Annotated in this window: 17 protein-coding genes; 8 read left to right on the plus strand and 9 right to left on the minus strand. The window is 72.5% G+C overall.

Annotated elements, in window-relative coordinates:
* Positions 1-125 precede the first annotated feature (125 nt).
* From R2D22_RS13110 to R2D22_RS13120, 3 genes are all read right to left on the minus strand, one after another.
* Positions 126-878: a GntR family transcriptional regulator gene (locus tag R2D22_RS13110; RefSeq protein ID WP_318103305.1), complete on the minus strand. Its 753-nt coding sequence runs from the start codon at positions 876-878 to the stop codon at positions 126-128.
* A gap of 158 nt (positions 879-1,036) precedes the next feature.
* Positions 1,037-2,131, minus strand: a complete 1,095-nt coding sequence (locus R2D22_RS13115) for a DUF4190 domain-containing protein (RefSeq protein ID WP_318103307.1) — start codon at positions 2,129-2,131, stop codon at positions 1,037-1,039.
* A gap of 178 nt (positions 2,132-2,309) precedes the next feature.
* Positions 2,310-3,887, minus strand: coding sequence for a S8 family peptidase (locus R2D22_RS13120; RefSeq protein ID WP_318103308.1), 1,578 nt, complete (start codon positions 3,885-3,887; stop codon positions 2,310-2,312).
* Between the two features lie 176 nt (positions 3,888-4,063).
* Between R2D22_RS13120 and R2D22_RS13125 the strand changes: the two genes are divergently transcribed.
* Positions 4,064-5,182, plus strand: a complete 1,119-nt coding sequence (locus tag R2D22_RS13125; RefSeq protein ID WP_318103309.1) for a threonine synthase — start codon at positions 4,064-4,066, stop codon at positions 5,180-5,182.
* A gap of 12 nt (positions 5,183-5,194) precedes the next feature.
* On the opposite strand, the gene R2D22_RS13130 is transcribed toward R2D22_RS13125, so the two are convergent.
* The 4 genes from R2D22_RS13130 to R2D22_RS13145 form a co-directional block, all read right to left on the minus strand.
* Positions 5,195-5,677, minus strand: coding sequence for a cupin domain-containing protein (locus R2D22_RS13130; RefSeq protein WP_318103310.1), 483 nt, complete (start codon positions 5,675-5,677; stop codon positions 5,195-5,197).
* Positions 5,678-5,859: 182 nt separating this feature from the next.
* Positions 5,860-6,594, minus strand: coding sequence for a DUF4232 domain-containing protein (locus R2D22_RS13135; protein ID WP_318103311.1), 735 nt, complete (start codon positions 6,592-6,594; stop codon positions 5,860-5,862).
* Between the two features lie 125 nt (positions 6,595-6,719).
* Entirely contained in the window at positions 6,720-9,458 is a 2,739-nt protein-coding gene (locus R2D22_RS13140) for an AfsR/SARP family transcriptional regulator (RefSeq protein ID WP_318103312.1), read from the minus strand.
* A gap of 56 nt (positions 9,459-9,514) precedes the next feature.
* Entirely contained in the window at positions 9,515-11,479 is a 1,965-nt protein-coding gene (locus R2D22_RS13145) for a DUF4132 domain-containing protein (protein ID WP_318103313.1), read from the minus strand.
* A 288-nt stretch (positions 11,480-11,767) separates the two neighbouring features.
* On the opposite strand from R2D22_RS13145, the gene R2D22_RS13150 reads away from it, so the two are divergent.
* The 6 genes from R2D22_RS13150 to R2D22_RS13175 all read left to right on the plus strand — a co-directional run bounded on the left by R2D22_RS13150 (position 11,768) and on the right by R2D22_RS13175 (position 17,142).
* Positions 11,768-12,955, plus strand: coding sequence for an ATP-binding protein (locus R2D22_RS13150; protein ID WP_318103314.1), 1,188 nt, complete (start codon positions 11,768-11,770; stop codon positions 12,953-12,955).
* The gene (locus R2D22_RS13155; protein ID WP_318103316.1) at positions 12,952-13,353 is read left to right on the plus strand and encodes a roadblock/LC7 domain-containing protein; all 402 of its coding nucleotides are present in this window, start codon (positions 12,952-12,954) and stop codon (positions 13,351-13,353) included. The genes R2D22_RS13150 and R2D22_RS13155 overlap by 4 nt, the downstream gene beginning before the upstream one ends.
* The gene (locus tag R2D22_RS13160) at positions 13,350-13,727 is read left to right on the plus strand and encodes a DUF742 domain-containing protein (RefSeq protein ID WP_318103317.1); all 378 of its coding nucleotides are present in this window, start codon (positions 13,350-13,352) and stop codon (positions 13,725-13,727) included. Before R2D22_RS13155 ends, R2D22_RS13160 begins: the two co-directional genes overlap by 4 nt.
* Positions 13,702-14,304, plus strand: coding sequence for a GTP-binding protein (locus R2D22_RS13165; RefSeq protein ID WP_318103318.1), 603 nt, complete (start codon positions 13,702-13,704; stop codon positions 14,302-14,304). The genes R2D22_RS13160 and R2D22_RS13165 overlap by 26 nt, the downstream gene beginning before the upstream one ends.
* 6 nt (positions 14,305-14,310) lie before the next feature.
* A complete protein-coding gene (locus R2D22_RS13170) occupies positions 14,311-15,666 on the plus strand; it encodes a cytochrome P450 (protein ID WP_318103319.1) in 1,356 nt (451 codons plus the stop codon).
* A 240-nt stretch (positions 15,667-15,906) separates the two neighbouring features.
* Entirely contained in the window at positions 15,907-17,142 is a 1,236-nt protein-coding gene (locus tag R2D22_RS13175) for a tryptophan dimethylallyltransferase family protein (protein WP_318103320.1), read from the plus strand.
* A 49-nt stretch (positions 17,143-17,191) separates the two neighbouring features.
* Here R2D22_RS13175 and R2D22_RS13180 read toward each other — a convergent pair whose 3' ends face one another.
* Positions 17,192-18,517 (minus strand): flavin-containing monooxygenase, encoded by a 1,326-nt coding sequence (locus tag R2D22_RS13180; protein ID WP_318109742.1) that lies wholly within the window; start codon positions 18,515-18,517, stop codon positions 17,192-17,194.
* 135 nt (positions 18,518-18,652) lie between these two features.
* Here R2D22_RS13180 and R2D22_RS13185 point away from each other — a divergent pair, with 135 nt between their 5' ends.
* Entirely contained in the window at positions 18,653-19,234 is a 582-nt protein-coding gene (locus R2D22_RS13185) for a Uma2 family endonuclease (protein ID WP_318103321.1), read from the plus strand.
* A 67-nt stretch (positions 19,235-19,301) separates the two neighbouring features.
* Here the strand turns inward: R2D22_RS13185 and ychF are convergent, their stop codons facing one another.
* Positions 19,302-20,390: a redox-regulated ATPase YchF gene (gene ychF / locus R2D22_RS13190; protein ID WP_318103323.1), complete on the minus strand. Its 1,089-nt coding sequence runs from the start codon at positions 20,388-20,390 to the stop codon at positions 19,302-19,304.
* Positions 20,391-20,536: the final 146 nt, after the last annotated feature.

Here is a 20,536-nt window from a genome sequence, read left to right on the forward strand (position 1 = left end):
TGCCACGCGGTTACGGGAGTTGACGTCCCGTTAACTCCAGGTGACACCGAGCGCGCCTCACCGGTGGCCGGTGAGCGGTATACCGCTCACCGGTATCGCGGGGGCCTGAAAGGCGTTTCCCGGGGTCAGCGCACCGGCAAGTGGTACGCGATCCGGTAGCGGTCGGCCGGGACGACCACGTCCGCCGTCTCCACCGCCCGGCCGGACGCGAAGTACGTACGCTCCACGACCATCACCACATGGCCGGGGACGCCGCCGAGCGCCAGGAGCTCCTCCGCCAGCCCCGGGCGCGCGCCGACCTCCTCGACCACGTTGTCCACGACGACGTCGATCGCCGCCATCCGCTCGACGACCCCGCAGCCGCCCAGCGGCCCCTCCTCGGGCAGCATCACCGGGCTGCGGCCGGTGACCGCGAGCGGCTCCCAGGAGGTGGAGAGCATCATCGGCTCGCCCGCGTCCCGGTACACGTACCGCGTCCGCATCACCCGCTCCCCCGGCTCGATGCCGAGCCGGGCGGCGACCAAGGCGCTCGCGGGCTCCTGTTCGCTGTTGGACTCCCACGTGCCCCGCGCACCCTCCTCCGTCTGCTCCTGACGGAAGGGATTGGCCCCGGCCGGCGGCCGGTTGCCCGAGCGGGCGATCCGGCGCGGCACCGGCCGCTCCCGCACGTACGTCCCCGAGCCGGAACGGCCCTCGACGAGGCCCTCGGCCATAAGGACCTTGCGGGCCTCCAGCGCGACGGTGTCCGAGACCCCGTACTCCTCCCGGATGCGGGCCTGCGAGGGGAGCCGGGCGTGCGGCGGCAGCGAACCGTTGGCGATCTTCTCCCGGAGATCGCTCGCCACCCGCAGATAGGCGGGCTGGTCACCGAACGTCACTGGACGCTCCCCTCAGGTTGACGGACAGCTACAGACTGACAACCCTCGGTGGCGAGCCGCAAGCATGGGCCACAGTTTCACTCGAAGTGATGATCTTCCTTTACGCAGGCGTTTACCGCAGGTATACCCCCGCGGGAGCCGTCCGGGCGCTCCGGGACTCACACCGTCCGGCGGCTCGTCGGAAGACCCGTCAGACCGAGCGCGGTGCGCGCCCGGGAGGACGCGTCCTGCGGCATCGCGTCGAACGGCAGGTCGTACCGCTCCCAGAAGGCGTCGTCGTCCTTGGCCGCGGCCAGCCTGTCCCATTCCTTCGCGGACGCGAGCAGCTCCTTCACGAGACCGTCCACCGATGCCGTCGAGTCCCCGGGCCAGTGGTGCGCCCGGAGCCCCACGCAGGCCCCGCGGATCGACGCGGCGACCGAACCGGCCCACGCCTTCTCCTCGGCCAGCTCGGCCTCCTCGCCCGGCTCCTCGTAGAGGGCGTCGTCGATCGCGTTCACCGTCCGCAGGAAGTACACCTGATCGGCCGTCAGCATCGTCGCGTCGCTGCGCACCGATCCCGTGACCTTCTCGCTCCCCCCGCCGACGGCGACGAGCGCGCAGGTCACCTGGCGCCGGCCGGTGCCCCAGCTCTTCTTGTCGGGCCAGTAGACGTACGGCCAGAGGCGCCCCTGGATGGCCCAGGTGTCCAGCGCGTATTCGGCGCTGGTGCGGTGGCAGCGGTCCCAGGCCACCGTCCGTACGGTTTCCTCGCCCGGGTAGGTGTCGTAACCGGAGAGCCGGAAGCTCCCGCTGACCTCGCCAATGTGCTTCTCGGCGCAGTCGACGACCTCGACGCGTGTGGTCACCCCCACGGTGCGCCTGCCGCGGGTGTCGAAGCACTCGCCCTTCTTGACGGTGAACACCGAACGCGCGGCGGCGGCGCGGTCCACGCCCCTCTCGAACGCGTCCAGTGCCTGGCCGAAGCCGCCGGAGGCGAGCCCCACGACCAGCAGCAGCGAGCTGATCACGGACAGGACGATGCCGGCGACGGCCAGCCCCTTGCCGGTCTGCCCCTTCTTCTTGATCCGCACCAGCGCGAGCACGCCGAGCACCAGACCGAGCGGGGGCAGGCAGCACACGATGCCGGCCACGAGGGAGGCGACCGCGAGCCCGCTGGACTCCTGCCGGGGCGGCGCGTACGGCCCGGCCCCGTACGGCACGGGCGCGGGCCACGGCTGCTGCGGCGACGGGGAGGGCGGGGACGGTTCCACGGGCACGGTGCTCCTGCCGGGGCGGGCGATGCGAACAGCTGATCGGCCGCGCATCGTACGCGTTCAGGCGCAGGAAGAACACGCGGAGGACATCCGCGACGATTCGGGTGCTCGGACACGGAAGAGCGGCCGCCCGCAGGCGGCCGCCCTCCTGTTCACCGCTCAGGTGCGCGTCGGCTCACGGGAACTGCAGGGCCCAGGAGTCGATCTTGCCGGTGTCCCAGGCCGCGTTGTCCGTGACCCGGAGCTTCCACGTGCCGTTCGCGACCTCGGAGGAGGCGTTGACCGTGTACGTGGTGTTGATGTTGTCCGAGCTGCCGCCGGTGCCGAAGCCCTTCAGCGTGTAGGCGGTGCCGTCGGGGGCGATCAGCTGGACCTGGAGGTCACCGATGTAGGTGTGGACGATGTTCACCGGGACCTGGAGGGCGGACGGGGCGTTGCCCGCGATGCCGCTGACGGTGACCGGGGACTCGACGGTCGCGTTGTCGTTGATCGCGTAGTCCGCGGTGTTCTCGAACTTCTTGCCGGTGGGCGGGGGCGTCGTGCCGCCGCCGACGTAGAGCAGGCGGTTCGGGGAGCCGGTGCCCGGGCTGCCGACGACGTTCGGCGTGGCGTTGTTCACCAGCGCGGTCTGCACCTGCGCCGGGGTCGCGGTCGGGTTGTCGCCGAGGTAGACGGCGGCGGCGCCGACGACGTGCGGCGTGGCCATCGACGTGCCGGAGATGGTGTTGGTGGCGGTGTCGCTGGTGTTCCACGCCGAGGTGATGTTGGAGCCCGGGGCGAAGATGTCCAGCACGCTGCCGTAGTTGGAGAAGCTGGAGCGGGCGTCGGTGTTGGTCGTGGAGCCGACCGTGATCGCCTCGGTCACGCGGGCCGGGGAGTAGTTCGACGCGTTCGCGTTGCTGTTGCCCGCGGCGATGCCGTACGTGACGCCGGACGCGATGGAGTTGCGGACGGCCGCGTCGAGGGTGGCGTCGGCGCCGCCGCCGAGGCTCATGTTGGCGACGGACGGGCCCTGGTGGTTCTGGGTGACCCAGTCGATGCCCGCGACCACGCCGGCGGTGGTGCCGGAGCCGTTGTTGTCGAGCACGCGGACGGCGACGATCTTGGCCTTCTTGGCCACGCCGAACGAGGTGCCCGCGACATTGGCGGCGACGTGGGTGCCGTGGCCGTTGCCGTCCTGCGCGACGTTGTCGTTGTCGACGGCGTCGTAGCCGTTGAAGGCACGGCCGCCGAAGTCGCTGTGGGAGATCCGCACACCGGTGTCGATGATGTACGCCGTGACGCCCTGGCCGGCCGTGTCCGGGTAGGTGTAGCTCTGGTTCAGCGGGAGGGCCCGCTGGTCGATCCGGTCCAATCCCCAGGACGGCGGGGACGGCTGCGTGCCGGTGATCTTGAGGACGCGGTTCTGCGCGACGGACTTCACCGCCGGGTCGGCGGCGAGCTTCTTCGCCTGCGCCTCGGACAGCTCCACGCTGTAGCCGTTGAGGGCCGAGGTGTACGTCTTCTCGATCTTCGCGCCGTACTCGGCGGCGACCGCGCGCCCCTTCGACGTCTCGGCCTGCGCCGACTCGTGGAGGGTGACGATGTAGCTGCCCGCGATCGCGCCGGGTGCGCCGGCGTTCGCGATGACGCCTTCGGGGGCGGCCTCGGCCGCGATGGCCGGGAGGGTGGCCGCGGTGCCGAGTGCGAGGGCGGCGACCGCTATGGCGCCGGCCGCGGCGAGTCTGCGCCGCGAGTTACGCATCACTGACATGTGAGGGGTCCTCCTCATTGGTGGTGCGCCTGTGGGGGTACGGCAGGGACATGACAAACGTCACGACGGAAGTCCGCGGCGTTCCCATGTCCGGCTGCCGAGCGAAAGGTTGGCTGATCCATAGGAATCGCACAAGGGCCCCGAGCGCCACGCAACAAGGCCGCCACACGCCTGCCATGCTGGCGCCCATGACGGCCTATGTGTGTCCCCGATGCCGGATCCGTGCCGCCGCCGACGCGCTCACCTGGTGTTGTCCGCAGTGCCGCGGCCCCTGGGACCTGGAGTTCGCGAGCGCACCGGTTTCACTCACGTCTCTCGCGTCACGTGTGAATTCATTGTGGCGTTACGAGGAGGTGCTGCCGCTGGCCACTTCCCTCCCCCATGTCAGCCTCGGCGAGGGCCGGACCCCCCTGGTCCCGCTCGGGGACGGGGTTTCGGCCAAACTCGACTTCCTCATGCCGACGTTGTCCTTCAAGGACCGGGGCGCGGTCATGCTCGCCGAACTCGCCCGCCGCCTGGAGCCGCGTCTCGTCGTGGCGGACAGCAGCGGCAACGCGGGCACGGCCGTCGCCGCGTACTGCGCGCGGGCCGGGCTGCCCTGCGCCGTGTACGTCCCCGAGGGGACCTCCGCGAAGAAGGTGGAGCAGATCAGGGCGCACGGCGCGCGGCTGACCGTCGTCCCCGGCAACCGGGACGCCACCGCGCGGGCCGCGCAGGAAGCCGCCGGCGAACCCGGCGTCTTCTACGCCTCGCACGTCTTCAACCCGCACTTCCTGCACGGCACGAAGACCTACGTGTACGAGCTCTGGGAGGACGGCGGCGGCCGGCTGCCCGACAGGATCGTCGTCCCGGTCGGCAACGGAACGCTGCTCCTGGGCGCGGCGCTCGCCCTCGACGAGCTGGCCGGGCACGGCCTGATCGACCGGCGGCCGGAGCTGGTCGCCGTCCAGGCGGAGGCGGTGTCGCCGCTGGCCGCGGCCTTCCGCGCGGGCGCGGAGGACCTGGCCGGGGACGCGCCGGCGCGCCCCACCCTCGCCGAGGGAATCGCGATCCCCCACCCGCCGCGGGCCGCGCAGATCCTGCGCGCGGTGCGGGCGAACGGCGGCACCTTCCTGACCGTGACGGAAGATCAGATCCGCGCCGCCCAGACCGATCTGGCGCGCGGTGGACTGTTCGTCGAGACCACGGGCGTGGCGTGCTGGGCGGCCGTGCGCGCGGCGCCGCCCCGTCCGGGGACGACCGTGCTGCCGCTGTGCGGCGCCGGCGCGAAGACGGGATCGGCGCAGAGGGACTAGCCGATCGGGCGGCTAGTCGGTCCAGTACGTGTCGTGCTTCAGGAAGAACGCGGTGCGCTCCTCGTCCGTCATCTGCGCGACGGTCCCCACCTTCTCGAAGTACTCCTCGCGGGGCGCGCCCGGCGCGAACAGCAGCAGCATCGATGCCGGTTCGTCGGAGTCGTTGCGGAAGGCGTGCAGGCCGCCGGTCGGCACGTAGAGGAAGTCGCCCTTCTTCGCGTCGACCCACTGCGCGCCGTCGAAGAGCCGGACGGTGCCGTCGAGGATGTAGAAGGTCTCGGAGATCGTCTTGTGGAAGTGGGTGGACGGGCCGCCCGCCTTCGGCGTCATGTCGACCTTGTACAGGCCGAACTCCCCCTGCGTGGAGGCGGTGGTGGCGAGGTAGTGCGTCTGCGACCCGTTCCCCGAGGTGAGCTCCGCGGGGGTGTCGGCCGGCCGGTACGAGGCGCTGATCTCGCCCTTCTCCCCGTGGTACCGGACTTCGGGATACGACATGGTGACTCCGTTCGCCTGCCGGCCGCTCGCTGCCGGAACCTCGGTGGTCAGGGCGAGCGATGCGGGCACCGCTCGCACCGGCAGCCTAGTCGGCGAAGCGGCCTGCCGCCGGGGCACCCCGGGCGCCCCAGGGGGACATGGGCGTGGGGTGCCGACCGGCGGCAGGTGTCGGTGGGGCGCCTTCAGAACTCGTCGGCACCGTTGCGGAGTTCGGGCGTCCAGTAGCCGGTCTTGGCGGCGGCCTCGGCGACGGCCAGGCCGCCCGCCGGGACGGTGACGACCTCGCTGCCCTCGGCCGGGCCGTCGGCGGCGAACAGGTTCACGTTGAAGCTCTTGACGACCTTGTTGTCCTCGTCCACGCCGCCGAGCGCGACCCGGACGTTCGCGTACGCCGGCGCGCCGGGCTGCAGGACGACCTTCGCGGCGGGCTTGCTCTTGGCGACGGCCGGGACGTCCTTCGCCGTCTGGATGTCGCCGAACGCGATCAGCGGGTACTGGAGGATGGTGCACGCCCGGCCGGAGGTGTTCTTGGCCGTGAGGACGATGTGCTCGGTGGGCGTCTCGTCCGCCTTCGCCATCGTGATCTTCACGTCGGCGACGGTGCAGGCCGGGGCCTTGCCGGAGCCGCCCGACCCGGAGGACCCGGTGGAGCCGGCCGAGCCGGAGCCGCCGGACTTCGCGCCCGAGCCGCCGGTCGTCGAACCGCCGGCCGTCCCACCGCCCGCGGTGCCCGAACCGCCGGAGGCGGAGGTGACGGAGGTCTTCGCGGCGGAGTCCTCGGCCCCCTGCGACGCGGTCGCGCCGTCCTTCGCCTTGGCGTCGGTACCGGCGTCGCCCCCGCCGCAGGCGGTCAGCCCGAGCGAGAGGGCCAGGACGGCGGCGGCGAGGACGGACTTCTTCTGGATGGTGGCACGCATGGTGGTACTCCCCCGTTGACGGTGTCGAAGAACGGCACGCCCGGACGGCGCGCTTCCGGTCGGAGCGCGCCGTGGGGTGCTGCGTCCAGCTTCCGGGGCGCCGCTGCCGTCCTGCTTGCGTCCCGCTAACGAGCCAGCGGCAGCCGCGCCAGCGTGTCCGCGGCGCGCGCCGCGCCCTCCTCGAAACCGGCCGCGTCGGCCGCCGCCTTCGCGCGTCCCAGCTGGTCGGCGGCCTCCTCCAGGCGTCCGAGACCGATCAGCGCCTCGCCGCGGGCGATCTGCAGCTGCGCCCGGCCGATCCGCGCGTCCGGCGAGATCAGCTCCGCCGCGCGCCCGGCGTGCGCGAGCGCCTCGTCGTACTCCTGGGCGTCCAGGCAGTACCGGGCCAGGTGCTGGAGGGTCAGCACCTGAGTCGGCGGATGGCCGCTCGCCTCGGCCAGTTCGACCGCCCGGGTCATCTGCGGCGTCGCCCGGGCACGGTCCCCGGTGGCGTCCAGGACCACCGCGAGGTTGACCCGGGCGATCGCCTCGCTGATCACGTCGCCGGCCCGCGCCGCCAGGTCCGGGGCCCGCTCCAGGTGGACCAGCGCCTCGGCGTCCCGCCCCTCCTCGTGCAGCACCCAGCCCAGCAGGGCCCGGGTCCGCGACTGCGCGTCGAGGTCGCCGACCCGCTCGGCCGCGTCGAGACCGGATTCGAGGAGCGGCACCCACCCGTCCGTGATCCGTACGAGGATCAGCGGCCACTGCAGCAGGACGAGCCGCCAGGCCCGGTCGTGCAGGCCCGCTTCGGCGGCCGCCGCGACCGCGCCCGCCAGGGCGGTGCGCTCCGCCGCGTACCAGGCGAGCGCCGCCTCCCGGTCCTCGAACTCGCGGATCGCCGCGGGGCGCCGGGTACCGGCGGGCAGGGTGTAGCAGGGCTGGGAGCCGGGCTCGGCGGCGGCGTCCGCCACGAGCCCGGTGCAGAGGTAGTGGTCGAGCAGCCGGGGCAGGCCCTCGGGGTCGGCCTGCGGGGAGAGTTCGCGGGCGTAGAGCCGTACGAGGTCGTGCGGGGTCCAGCGGCCGGCCACGGACTCGGTGAGCAGATGCGCGGCTGCGAGCCGGTCCAGGTCCGCCACGGCCTGCGCGGGGGACGTGCCGGCGAGCGCGCCGGCCGCGAACCGGTCCAGGTCGGAGCCGGTGTGCAGGCCGAGGGAGCGGAACATCCGGGCGGCCGACTCGGGCAGTTGGAGGACGGTGAGCCGCAGGGCGGCGGAGACGCCGGTGTCCTCGACGTCGAGCATCCCGAGCCGGCTCTGCTCGTCGGCCAGCCGGCCGGCCATCGCGTCGAGGGTCCACTGCGGCCGCTCGGCGAGCCGGGCCGCCGTCACCCGCAGCGCGAGCGGCAACCCGTCGCAGAGCCGGGCCAGTTGCGCGACGGCGGCGGGCTCGGCGGCCACCCGCTGCTCGCCGAGCACGGAGGCGAGCAGCGCGGTGGCCCCCTCGCGCGGGAGGTGACCGAGCGGCACCGGCCGGGCGGCGTCGGAGGCGACGAGGCCGCCGAGCCGGTCGCGGCTGGTCACCAGGGTCACGCAGTGGTCGCCGCCGGGCAGCAGCGGCCGGACCTGCTCGGAGGAGCGGGCGTTGTCGAGGACGACGAGGAGCCTGCGCCTCGCCACCAGGGACCGGAACAGCGCGCCCCGGGCGTCCGCGGTCTCCGGGATCCGCTCCGGATGGACGCCGAGCGCGAGCAGGAAGTCCCGCAGCACGGAGGCCGCGTCCGGCGCCGGGGTGTCGCTGAAGCCGCGCAGGTCGGCGAAGAGCCGCCCGTCGGGGAAGGCCGGCCGGTGCTCGTACGCCCAGTGGAGGGCGAACGCGGTCTTGCCGACGCCGGCGGGTCCGGTGACCAGGCAGACGGGGGCGTGGCCGGGACCGGCCGCGCCGTCGAGCGCGGTGAGTTCGGCGTTCCGCGCGGTGAACCCGCGCGGCGGGCGCGGCAGCATCTCGGGGACCGTCACCGGGGGCGCGGGCGGGGCGCCGGGGACGACCGGGGCGGCGGGCAGGGTGGACGGGCCGGGTGCGGCGGGCCGGGCCGACGAGGCCGCGGCAGGCGCGGACGCCTGCGCCGGGGCGGGGGTCGGTGCGGGGCCGTCGGCGCGCAGCAGCGTCGCGTACGCCTCGCTCAGCGTCTCGCCCGGGTCCACGCCGAGTTCCTCGGCGAGCAGCCGCCGGGTGCGGTGGAACCAGTTGATGGCGTCCGACTGCCGTCCCGAGCGGCCAAGGGCCAGCATCAGCGCCGCCGCCAGGGACTCCCGCAGCGGGTGCGCGACGGCCTCGGTGCGGAGCACCGCGGCGGCCCGGCCGTGCTCGCCGAGCTGCCCGTACGCCTCCGCGAGCGCCTCCACCGACGCCAGCCGCAGGTCCTCCAGACCGCCGGCCGCCGCCTCCAGCGGGCCGCTGCGCACGGTCCCGGTGAGCGCGGGCCCCTGCCAGCAGGCCAGGGCCTCGCGCAGCATCCGCACCGTGTCGGCGGGCTGCTTCTGGGACCGCGCGAGTCCGACGAACTCCTCGAAACGGTGCGCGTCGACCAGCGACTCGGGCAGCCGCAGCAGGTACGCCGAGCCGTGCGTGGCGAGCTCGACCCCGTACGCCTCCGCCCCGTGCGCCGCGAGCAGGGCGCGCAGCCGCGAGACATGGCCCTGCAGCACGGTCCGGAAGTGCGTGGGCGGCTCGTCCTCCCACAGGCCGTCGGCGAGCTGGTCGACGCTCACGGCCGTGTTCGGCCGCAGCAGCAGCATCGCCAGGAGGGTGGCCCTTTTGACCGGCCCCGGCGCGACGTCCCCGCTCTCCGTCACGACGGCGACGGATCCGAGCAGCCGGAACTCCACCAATAACCTCCCAGGTCCGCGGCCAGCCGCCCCCGAGAATACGCGGGAGTAGCCCGTCAGCCGGACCACCTGATCTGGCGTGTGATCGACTCGTCCGTGATCCGGTCGTCGGCGGCGAGCAGGAACGCCTTGCTGAGGATCAGCGACAGCCGCTCGTCCTCGAACGGCAGGAACACCTTCCCGTCCTCCGCTCCCTTCCCGTCCTTCCCCGCCTTGCGGGGCGCCGGGACGATGCACAGGTAGGAGTCGTCCGGTTCCATCCGGATGTTGGCCGAACCCAGGTGGATCCGGTACGTGCGCAGCTCGCCCCGGACGACCAGGCAGCGGCCCTCCAGCGTGCACCGGTCGGCGATCCGCAGCCGCGGCAGGATCCGCTCCAGCACGTCGAAGCGGGTCAGGGCACTCGCGGTCAGCTCGCCGAACCCGGCCCGCTCCCAGTAGGTCCGCGCCGGGCCCCGGTCGGTCCACTCGGGATCGGCGGCGATCGAGGTCACGCCGACGAACAGGTCCACGTCGCGCATCGCCTCGCTCAGCACCAGCGGCGGCACCTCGGCGAGCGGCGCCTCCTCCCAGCGGCCGCCCGTCCGGCGGGCGAACCGCACCCGGTCGGTCGAGGCCAGCAGGTCGTCGCTCTCCCAGTCGGCCAGCTGGTGCTCGAACTCGACCCGCCACCGGCCGCCCGCGAGGGTGCGCTCGGCCGTGTCCAGGTCGCCGCCGTCCCACGGCCCGAGCAGCCTGCTGCTCCACCCCCGGGCCCGGAACAGCGCGAACATCCGCCGGTAGTGGACGAGGTGGGCGGCGAAGCGGTTCGAGTAGACGCGGGTCTCCTCCTCGGCCGGCGTGAGGCGGTAGATCTCGCGGTACGCCTGCTTGAACGGCTGCCGGAGCTCCCGCTCGGTCAGCAGGTCCCGCCAGGCCCGTACGGCGTCGGGCTCGGAGCGGATGGGGTGCCAGAGCCGTACGGCGGCGTCGTCGGGCGCGTCGGGCAGGCGGTCCTCGGCCGCGGGCAGGAAGGCCCGCCAGGTGCCGGGCGCCTCCTCGATCTCCCAGACGAGCCGTCGGACGACGGGCCGGGCGAGCGGGTGCTCGGCCAGCTCGGCGCGCCACCACCCGTACGGATGCTCCGTCTCGGCGGCGAGGCCGCCCTCCAACGCGCGGGTGAGGGTGCCGAGTTGAATACCGACCCGCTTCACCAGCTCACGCAGCTCCTTGACCGGCCCCGGGTGCTCACGACGCAGCGCGGCGGGCAGGCTGCGCAGTGGCCGGCCGTCCTTCTCCCAGGTCAGCTCGACGGTCTCGGCGACGCTGACGACGGCCGCGTACGGGCCCGACTCCCAGCGCAGCACGCCGGACGCGTCGAAGCCGAGCGACGGGAGCCGCAGCGCCACGTCGGTGCGCTCGGCGAGGGCCGCCTCGACCTTCTTGAGCGTCCGGTCGAGCTGCCCGGGCACCCCGCGGTGCCGGGTCGCCGCGCGGGCGGCCCGGACCGCGACGACCAGCTCGGGGGTGGGGAAGTCCCGCCCGGCGCGGACCAGTTCGAAGAGCATCGCCTGCGAGGGCAGCGTCTTCGCCGCGGTCGGCGCGACGGCCACGCCGGGCAGCAGCCGGTCGAGCAGCTCGGGCAGCCAGGGCTCGTCCCGCAGCAGCGCGACGCGGGCGGCCCGGCCGACCGCGGCGACCTCCCGGCCGGTGAACGCCTTGTCGGCCCGGAAGGGGATCTCCCCCGCCTGGATCGCGTCGACACGGTCGGCCGCCGCCTCCAACGCACGGCGGGCGAACCCCCGGTAGGCCTCGATGTCGGCCAGCCGCGCCCAGGCGTCGGGGTCCTCCGGCGGGACGTACGAGTCGGACTCGTCGATCATGGCGAACAGGTGCCGCCCGGCGGGGCCGAGCCCGGCGACGACGGCGAACTCGTCCGCGACGAGGGGGCCTTCGTCGGCCGGGGCGGAGGCGGGCGCGGGCGCGGCCTCGGACGGGAGCGCGGGCGTCTGCGGGGTGGCGAGATCCTTGTCATCGGGCATGGCCGGATGCTGCCAGAGACCACTGACAGCCCCACCCGAGCCCTGTCGTCGCAGGTCAGTGAAGCAGTACAGGGAACGTCCGAATCGATTACGCGTACCGTCTATTGACTTACCGTCACGTAATCGCACAGTGCTACGATCACCGCGCAAGCGGGCGGGCGGATGAGCGCAAGACGACACGCCGACTTCGGGGCGCTCCGACCAGGTGACCCGATGCGGGGCGGTCCGCCGGTCCACCCGCATTGACGGGAATCAGCAACTGGCCGTCGGTCGCCTGAAGAGAGTCTTATGACGGAATACGTACAGAACCCCGTGCTCTGGGCTCTGTTGGTCCTCGTGCTTGCCGCCATCGCCGTCATCGTCCGCCAGCGCGGCGCCGGCGATGCCCTGCGGCAGGAGATCGACGGCCTCAGGACCCACTACTCCGACCTGGAGAACCGCTACACGCAGTCCGTGGAGGCGGCCCAGGAACAGGCCGAGGAGGGTACGAAGACCGTCCTCAAGTCCGCGATGCGGACGCTGCAGGGCCTGGCCGCCGAGCAGCAGCTGATCATCTCCAAGCTCCAGAGCAAGTACGGCGAGTCGGCCATGCTCCAGGACCTGCTCGAGATCGACCACACCAACTCGCAGTTCGGCCGGCGCGCGCAGTCGATCGCCGTCCTGTGCGACGGCTGGCTGGGCCGGCACCGCGACGTCGCGTCCGTGTACGACGTGGTGCGCAGCGCCCAGGGCAGGATCCGGCACTTCCGCCGCGTGGAGATCCTCTCCCGGGTCGACTTCGGCATCACCAGCCGCGCCGTCGAGCCGGTCGCCCTGGCGCTCGCCGAGCTCCTCGACAACGCCACCAGCTACTCGAGCCCTGACACCGTCGTCGAGATCAACACGCGGACGGTGCCCAAGGGCATCTGCATCGTCGTCGACGACGCCGGTGTCGGCATGAACGACGAGGAGCGGGCCCGCGCCGAGCGGCTCCTGACCAGCAACCGGGTCTCCGGCGTCTCCGGACTCGGCAACCCGCCGCAGTTCGGCTTCGCGGTGATCGGCGTGCTGTGCGAGCGCTTCGGCTTCGAGGTGTCCGTGGACTCCTCGTCCCCGTACGGAGGCGTGCGCGCGGTGCTGCTGCTGCCGCACGACCTGCTCACCGGCATGCCCGAGCACCGGGCCCCGGCCCCGGCCATGCCCACCACCGCCCCGGTGACGGCCGCCGCCGTACCGCAGCCGGGCGGCCCCGAGGCCGCCGCCATGGCGGTCGACCCCGGCGACGGGCTGCCGCGGCGGCGCCGCAAGCGGCCCATGGCCATCGTGCCCAGCAGCACGCCCTCCCCCCGGCTCCCGAGCCGCACGGGCGCCGAGGCCGCGGCCATCATGGGCGCCTTCCAGCGGGGCACGCAGTCGGGCCGCGCCACGGACCCGGGCGCCGTGGACCAGACGAGCAGCACCCGTGGTGCTGGCAGCGAAGGACATGAGGTCACGTGAACGACGATCTGTCATGGATGCTCGACAGCGCCCTGGAGATACCCGGGGCCCTGCACGCGGTCCTGATCTCCGCCGACGGGCTGCTGATGGCCCGGACGAAGGACTTCGACAAGGACAACGCCGACCGCGTCGCCGCGGCGATGAGCGGCGTGCAGTCGCTCAGCCGCTCGCTCGGGTTCTTCTGTGAGGACCCGAGCGCGGGCTGGCGGCAGACGCTGGTCGAGTTCGACGGCGGCTGGGTCTTCCTGATCTCCGCCGGCGACGGCGCCTACCTCGGCGTCTCGGCCGGTCCGGACGTCGACATGGCGGACATCACCTTCCGGATGCAGCAGCTCGTGGGCCAGCTCGGCAAGGTGCTCATGACACCGCCGCGCGAGAACCTCGGCGTGCGCTCATGACCGGACGCGAGGTCTGGGAGCCGGAGGCGGCCGAGCTGGTACGGCCGTACGTCATCACCAAGGGACGCGGCCTGCCCGACGAGGAGCAGCTCTCGCTGATCACGCTGGTGACGGCGGCGCCCGAGGAGGGGCAGCGGCCGACCCGGCTCTCCCCCGAGGAGCAGCGGCTCCTCGACCTGTGCTCGGCCGGCTACCTGTCCGTCGCCGAGATCGCGGGGCACACCCGGCTGCCGCTGGGCGTGGTGAAGATCCTCCTCGCCTCGCTGACCGAGGGCGGCTACCTCATCACGCGCGCGCCGGTGACCCGTGCCGCCCTCGCCGACCGCGAGATCCTGCAGGAGGTGCTGAATGGTCTCCGCGCCAAGTTTGGGTGAGCAGGACTACGTACGCGACGGCGCCTCCCAGATCCCGGTGAAGATCCTCGTCGTCGGGCACTTCGCGGTCGGCAAGACCACCTTCATCGGCTCGATCTCCGAGATCGAGCCGCTGTCCACCGAGGAACGCATGACGCGCGCCGCGGAGCAGGTCGACGACCTGAAGGGGGTCCGCAGCAAGACCACCACCACGGTGGCCATGGACTTCGGCCGGCTGACCATCAGCGACCGCGTCGTGCTCTACCTGTTCGGAACGCCGGGCCAGCAGCGGTTCGTACAGGTGTGGGAGGACCTCGCGCGCGGCGCCCTCGGCGCGCTGGTCCTCGTCGACCCCGAGAGGCTCGCGGACTCCTTCGAGGTCATCGACCTCATCGAGCAGTACGGACTCGACTACGCCATCGCCGTCAACCACTTCGACGGCTCCCCCCTGCGTGACGAGCCCGCCCTGCGCGAGGCACTGGACCTGCTCGACGACACCCCCGTCGTCACCTGCGACGCGCGCGACGAGTCGTCGTCCGCCGCCGCACTGACCACTCTCGTCCGCTTTTTGCTGGACCGTGCCCAACAGGAGCAGTAGGCCGACATGGACGCTCACACCCCCATCACTCCGGTGCCCCCGCCCGGATGCCCCGCCCACACCCCCGGCGGCCGTGTTCCGCTCTACGGACCGGAGTTCGCGGCGGACCCGCAGGCGTACTACGCCTACCTGCGGCACTTCGGGCCGACCGCGCCCGTGGAGATCTCCCCGGGCGTCGAGGCGACCCTCGTCACCGACTACCAGTCGGCGCTCCAACTGCTCCAGGACAACGGCTCGTTCCGTAAGGACGCGCGCCGCTGGCAGGCCCTGAACAACGGCCTGGTCCCGCCGGACAGCCCGGTCCTTCCGCTGCTCGCGTACCGCCCGAACGTCATGTTCGCCGACGGAGCCGACCACCTGCGACTGCGCCAGGCGATCACCGACAGCATGGCGCGGGTCGACGCGCACCGGCTGGCCCGGCGGACCGAGCAGATCTCGGACTACCTCATCGCCCAGTTCGGCGCGCGCGGCTCGGCCGACCTGCTCGGCGACTACGCCAAGCAGCTGCCGCTGTTCGTGTTCAACGAGCTCTTCGGCTGCCCGGCCGACATCGGCGACCGGGTGCTGTTCGGCATCTCCGGGATGTTCGACGGCGTGAACGCGGAGAAGTCGGCCCAGGTGCTGTTCGGCGCCGTCGGCGAGCTGGTGGCACTCAAGCGGTCCCGGCCCGGCGACGACGTCACCTCGTGGCTGATGGAGCATCACACCCGGCTGAGCGACGAGGAGATGGTGCACCAGCTGGCCCTCCTGCTCGGCGCCGGCGCGGAGCCGCTGCGCAACCTGATCGGCAACACCCTCCACCGGCTGCTCACCGACGACCGGTACGCGGACGGCGGTGGCCTGATCGACGAGGCCATCGACCACACGCTGTGGGACAACCCGCCCATGGCGAACTACGCGCCGCACTACCCGGCCGCCGACATGGAGTTCGCCGGGGGGAAGGTACGGGCGGGCGACCTGATGCTGGTCAGCTTCGCGGCGGCCAACACCGGCCCGGCGCTGGCCGCTTCGCGGCTGGCCGGCAGCAACCGCGCCCACCTGGCATGGAGCGCCGGTCCGCACAGCTGCCCGTCCAAGGAGCCGGCCCGGCACATCACCGTGACCGCGATCGAGCACCTGCTCAACCGGCTGCCGGACGTCGAACTCGCCGTTCCCGAGGACAGCCTGGTCTGGCGCCCCGGCCCCTTCAACCGCGCCCTGGCCACGCTGCCGGTGCGCTTCACGCCGATCGCGGGCTCGGCCCGGGGGGCGTACGCGTCCGCGCAGGCGGAGCAGCCCGTCGCCGCCGGTGGGGACGGTGCGGCCGATGCCGCCGAACGCAAGGGAATGTGGAGCTCGTTCCTCACCTGGCTCAAGAAGTGATCCAGGCGACACCTGTCACTTGTCCACCACGGCATGGAGGTTCTTTCTGAGGGGTAGTGAGGCACGCGGTAATGGCGCATTCCGTTCCGCTTGACTCACTTTTGACGAAGGAGGTGTCGTGGACCACATATCCACCGACGACGCCGTTCACCCCCGGCAGGCCCACCTGCTGCACGTTCCGGATACCCGCCCCCTGGGCGGGTATCCGTCTGCGTGCTCCGGCGCCCGGGCGGAGAACCGGTGATCGCCCCGTGGCCGGGTGGCCCCGGCAGAACCGGCGCGCGGACGCTCGGCGGTCACACCGCGGGCCAGCTGCTGCGGCTGTGCGAGGTCGCGGGGCTGGGTCCGGACGACGCCGAGTCGTACGCGCACACCCTCGTCGACGCGCTGGGTCCGGCCGCGGAACGCCCGCTGGACCTGCCGCCGCCGACCCTCACGTACCTCTCCGACGACCACACGCCGGTGGAGTTCTCCCTCTCCTTCACCCAGGGCGAGGCACCGGCGCTGCGGCTGCTGCTCGAACCGGGCTGCGGTGCAGGCAGCCTGGCCGAGAACGGCCGTGCCAGCCTGGCGACCGTCCGTGAGATGGCCCGCCGTTGGGACTTCTCCACCGAACGGCTGGACGAACTCGCGGACCTGTTCCTGCCGTCCGCACCGCACGGCCCGTTCGCGCTGTGGCTGGCGCTGGAGCTGCGCCCCGGCGGCGTGCCCCGGGCCAAGGTGTACCTGAACCCCTCCGCGTCGGGTGAGCGCCGTGCCACCGAGACGGTACGGGAGGCACTGCGGCGGCTCGGCCACGAGGATGCGTACGCGACCCTGCCGAAGGGCGACGGGCATCCGTTCCTCGCCCTGGACCTGGGCGACTGGGCGTCCCCGCGGGTGAAGGTGTACGTGCGGCACCTGGGCCTGTCGGCCGAGGAGGCCGGCGGCCTGTCCCGGATGCCCGCCGGAACGGGCCCCGGGCCGGCGGAGATCGCGGAGTTCTTCCGCGTCGCGTCGGGGTACGGGGACCGGGACGCGTACGACGACTTCGGCGGCGCGGCCGGATTCGGCCGGCTGCCGCTGGACCGGCGGCCGGGCCTGACCTGTCACGCGCTGACCGAGCCGGGGAGCGGTGCGGCGAGTGGCGGGGCCGCGGGCGGGGTCGGCGGCGCGGCGGGAGACTGGGCGGGCGGTGCGGCGAGTGGCTTCACGGTCCACATCCCGGTCCGCGACTACGTCCGCCACGACGGGGAGGCCCTCGACCGCGCGGTCGCGCTGCTCCGCGGCCACGGCATGGACCCCGGCCCGATGGTCCGGGCCCTGTCCGCCGTCACCCGGCGCCGTCCCGAGGACGGCACCGGCCTCATCGCCTACCTGGCGCTGGCCCATCAGGCGGGCCGTCCGCCGCGGGTGACCGCCTACCTCTCGTCGGAGGCGTACGCCGTCAGGCCCCCGGCCGGCGAGCGGACCCGCGGGGTCGAGGCGGTGCACTGAGGCGGAGGCTCCCGGCGGAGACCCGCCGGGAGCCCGGAACCACCGGAGACTACGCACCCTGCAGGGCGTACACCTCGCGTGACTCGTACTCCTCCCGCAGCTCCCGCAGATAGGGCGCGACATCGACCTGTATGGACGCGCTCCCGGTGTTCCCGTACCGCGCCTCGATATCGGTCAGATACGCGTCGATCTCCTCGCGCATGACGTCCGCCGGCGGCAGGGCGGTCTCGCCGAGGACGACGCGGGCGACCCACCGGGCCTGCTCCTCGACCAGGCGGGTGATCGAGCCCAGCGGGCGGATGAGACCGAGGAAGTACAGGCCCCGCCGATCGGCCGGGACGACCCGTTTGTACAGCTCGACCGCCCCCCGGGCGCCGATCGGGCCTCCGGAGGGCAGGTAGGGGTAGGTCGTACGGAAGCCGGTGCAGTAGACGATCGCGTCCGCCTCGGCGGAGGTGCCGTCCGCGAAGGAGACCGTGTTGCCGTCCAGCGACGCGATCACGGGCTTCGGGGTCACGGAACCGTGCCGGATCAGGCTGAGGATCTCGTCGGAGAGGGTCACGGCCGAGGAGAAGATCGGGTGGTCGGGCTCGGGCAGCCCGTAGTCCGACAGCCGGCCGCGCGCGACGAGCAGCGCCTGCTCGACGTAGCGCCGCTGCTCCTCGAAGGACATCCGGGTGAACCACGGGGCGTCGGCGATCAGGTCCACCGAGATGCCGAACAGCTGCTTGGGGCAGACATGCAGCCCGCGCCGGACGGAGAGCAGGGTCCGCTCGGCGTACCGGGACACGTCCGCGGCGATGTCGACTCCCGAGGGCCCCATGCCGACGACGACCACACGCTGACCGGCGAAGTCGCTGCCGTCGCGGTAGTCCATCGAGTGAAGGATCGTTCCGGCGAAGGAGTCTGCTCCCTGCGGCAGCTGCTCCGGCAGAGCCGGCTCGCTGTGGTACCCGGACGCGACGATCACATGGTCGAACCGGCGCCTCCTGACCACGCCCCGGGCGTCCCGGCTGGTGACCGTCCACCGGCCGTCGGCGCCCTGCCGCGCGGTGCGCACCTCGGTCCGCAGCTCGATCCGCGACAGCAGCCCCGCCCACTCGGCGAACGACCGCAGATAGGCGGCGACCTCGCGGTGGCCCGGGTAGAGCGGAACGTCGTCCGGCATGGGGAAGTCGGCGTACCCGGTGAGCTGCTTGGCGGTGTTCAGATGCAGCGACTCGTACCCCGGCCCCCGCTCCCCTGCCCCCGGCTGCCGCCAGATCCCCCCGACGTCCGCCGCCCGCTCCAGGCACACGAAGTCGACGCCCCGCCCCGCGAGGGCATGCGCGGCCGCCAGTCCCGACAGCCCAGCCCCGATCACGCACACCCTCAAGGTCGCCCCCACACGTCGCTCACTCCGGCTCCACCGATGGACGATCACTGACTGCCCATCCACCCATCCCTTCACACGAGTCACGCATCACACTCGCGGTCCGCTCTCGACGGCCGCAATCGCTAGGGTTGGCTCATGACCGCACTGCCGGACCGGATGCGCCCGCCGCGCGCGGAGGGCTGGTTCGCGGAGGACCTCGACAGCCTCCCGGAGGCACCGCGCCACACCGAGCTGATCGACGGAGCCCTCGTCTTCATGATGTCGCCGCGGAGGGCCTGGCACGGCCGCCTCGTCACCGCCCTGACCACCACGCTCATGGCGCAGGCGCCCGCCGGCTTCGAGGTCGAGCGCGAGATGACGATCCGCCTCGACGCCCGCAACCGCCCCGAGCCGGACATCTTGCTGACGGACCTGCTCTATGACCCCGACCGCACCTGGTACGCCCCGGAGGACGTGAAGCTCGTCGTCGAGGTGGCCTCCCCCGAGTCCGCCCACCGCGATCGCACCGTGAAGCTTCGCAAGTACGCTGAGGCCGGCATCCCGCACTACTGGTGCATCGAGGAGGAGGACGGCGCGCCCGTCGTCCACGCCTACGAGCTCGACGAGCCCACCGGCTCGTACGCACCGGCCGGCATCTTCCGAGGAACCCTCCGGCGCCCGGTGCCCTTCGAGATCAACCTGGACCTCGACAAACTCACCCCGCCCAGGAACGCCTGAGAACGCGGCGACAGGAACACGAAAGGGGCCGGACCCAGTGAGTCCGACCCCTTCTGACCTGCAGTGACTAGACGTTGAAGCGGAACTCCACCACGTCGCCGTCCTGCATGACGTACTCCTTGCCCTCCATGCGGGCCTTGCCGGCGGCGCGGGCGTCGGCTACCGAGCCGGTGGCGACGAGGTCGGCGAAGGAGATGACCTCGGCCTTGATGAAGCCCTTCTGGAAGTCGGTGTGGATCACACCGGCCGCCTCGGGGGCCGTGGCGCCCTTCTTGATCGTCCAGGCGCGGGACTCCTTGGGGCCGGCCGTCAGGTACGTCTGGAGGCCCAGGGTGTCGAAGCCGACGCGGGCCAGGATGGCCAGGCCGGGCTCCTCGGCGCCGACGGACTGGAGGAGCTCCATGGCGTCCTCCTCGTCCAGCTCGGCCAGGTCGGCCTCCAGCTTGGCGTTGAGGAAGATCGCCTCCGCCGGGGCGACCAGGGCGCGCTGCTCGGCCTTGAAGGTCTCGTCGGTCAGCTCGTCCTCGTCCACGTTGAAGACGTACAGGAACGGCTTGGTCGTGAGGAGGTGCAGGTCGTGGAGGAGCTCGGCCTTCTCCGAGCCCTGCAGGATGCCCTGCGAGAACAGCGTGTCGCCGCGCTCCAGGATCTCCTTCGCCGCCTCGACCGCCGCGACCTTCGGGGCCACGTCCTTCTTGATGCGCGACTCCTTCTGGAGGCGCGGCAGGACCTTCTCGATCGTCTGCAGGTCGGCGAGGATCAGCTCGGTGTTGATCGTCTCGATGTCGTCCTTCGGCGAGACCTTGCCGTCGACGTGCACGACGTTCTCGTCCTTGAAGGCGCGGATGACCTGGCAGATCGCGTCCGACTCGCGAATGTTCGCCAGGAACTTGTTGCCCAGGCCCTCGCCCTCGCTGGCGCCGCGCACGATGCCGGCGATGTCGACGAAGTCGACGGTCGCCGGGAGGATGCGCTGCGAGCCGAAGATCTCCGCGAGCTTCGTCAGGCGGGCGTCGGGCACGCCGACGACGCCGACGTTGGGCTCGATGGTGGCGAACGGGTAGTTGGCCGCCAGCACGTCGTTCTTGGTCAGGGCGTTGAACAGGGTCGACTTGCCGACGTTCGGCAGGCCGACGATTCCGATCGTGAGCGACACGGGGCGACTTCCCTAGCGGTGTGGATGCGGTGGTGGATGCGGTGTGCGTGCGACCGGTTCGGTTGCCCTGCGCCGCTCGGCCGGTGGGCCGATCCCCCAGTTTACGGGCGCGGCGAACCGGCCATCCACGCCGACCTTCGGCCGAT

Source organism: Streptomyces sp. HUAS YS2 (genome assembly GCF_033343995.1).
Taxonomy (GTDB): Bacteria; Actinomycetota; Actinomycetes; order Streptomycetales; family Streptomycetaceae; genus Streptomyces; species Streptomyces solicathayae.

Excerpts from the sequence above, each read along its gene's own strand:
- R2D22_RS13120 (WP_318103308.1), bottom strand. The coding sequence starts at position 3,887 with ATGTCAGTGATGCGTAACTCGCGGCGCAGACTCGCCGCGGCCGGCGCC.
- R2D22_RS13150 (WP_318103314.1), top strand. The coding sequence starts at position 11,768 with ATGACGGAATACGTACAGAACCCCGTGCTCTGGGCTCTGTTGGTCCTC.
- R2D22_RS13130 (WP_318103310.1), bottom strand. The coding sequence starts at position 5,677 with ATGTCGTATCCCGAAGTCCGGTACCACGGGGAGAAGGGCGAGATCAGC.
- R2D22_RS13185 (WP_318103321.1), top strand. The coding sequence starts at position 18,653 with ATGACCGCACTGCCGGACCGGATGCGCCCGCCGCGCGCGGAGGGCTGG.
- R2D22_RS13135 (WP_318103311.1), bottom strand. The coding sequence starts at position 6,594 with ATGCGTGCCACCATCCAGAAGAAGTCCGTCCTCGCCGCCGCCGTCCTG.
- R2D22_RS13145 (WP_318103313.1), bottom strand. The coding sequence starts at position 11,479 with ATGCCCGATGACAAGGATCTCGCCACCCCGCAGACGCCCGCGCTCCCG.
- R2D22_RS13170 (WP_318103319.1), top strand. The coding sequence starts at position 14,311 with ATGGACGCTCACACCCCCATCACTCCGGTGCCCCCGCCCGGATGCCCC.
- R2D22_RS13125 (WP_318103309.1), top strand. The coding sequence starts at position 4,064 with ATGCTGGCGCCCATGACGGCCTATGTGTGTCCCCGATGCCGGATCCGT.
- R2D22_RS13165 (WP_318103318.1), top strand. The coding sequence starts at position 13,702 with ATGGTCTCCGCGCCAAGTTTGGGTGAGCAGGACTACGTACGCGACGGC.
- R2D22_RS13160 (WP_318103317.1), top strand. The coding sequence starts at position 13,350 with ATGACCGGACGCGAGGTCTGGGAGCCGGAGGCGGCCGAGCTGGTACGG.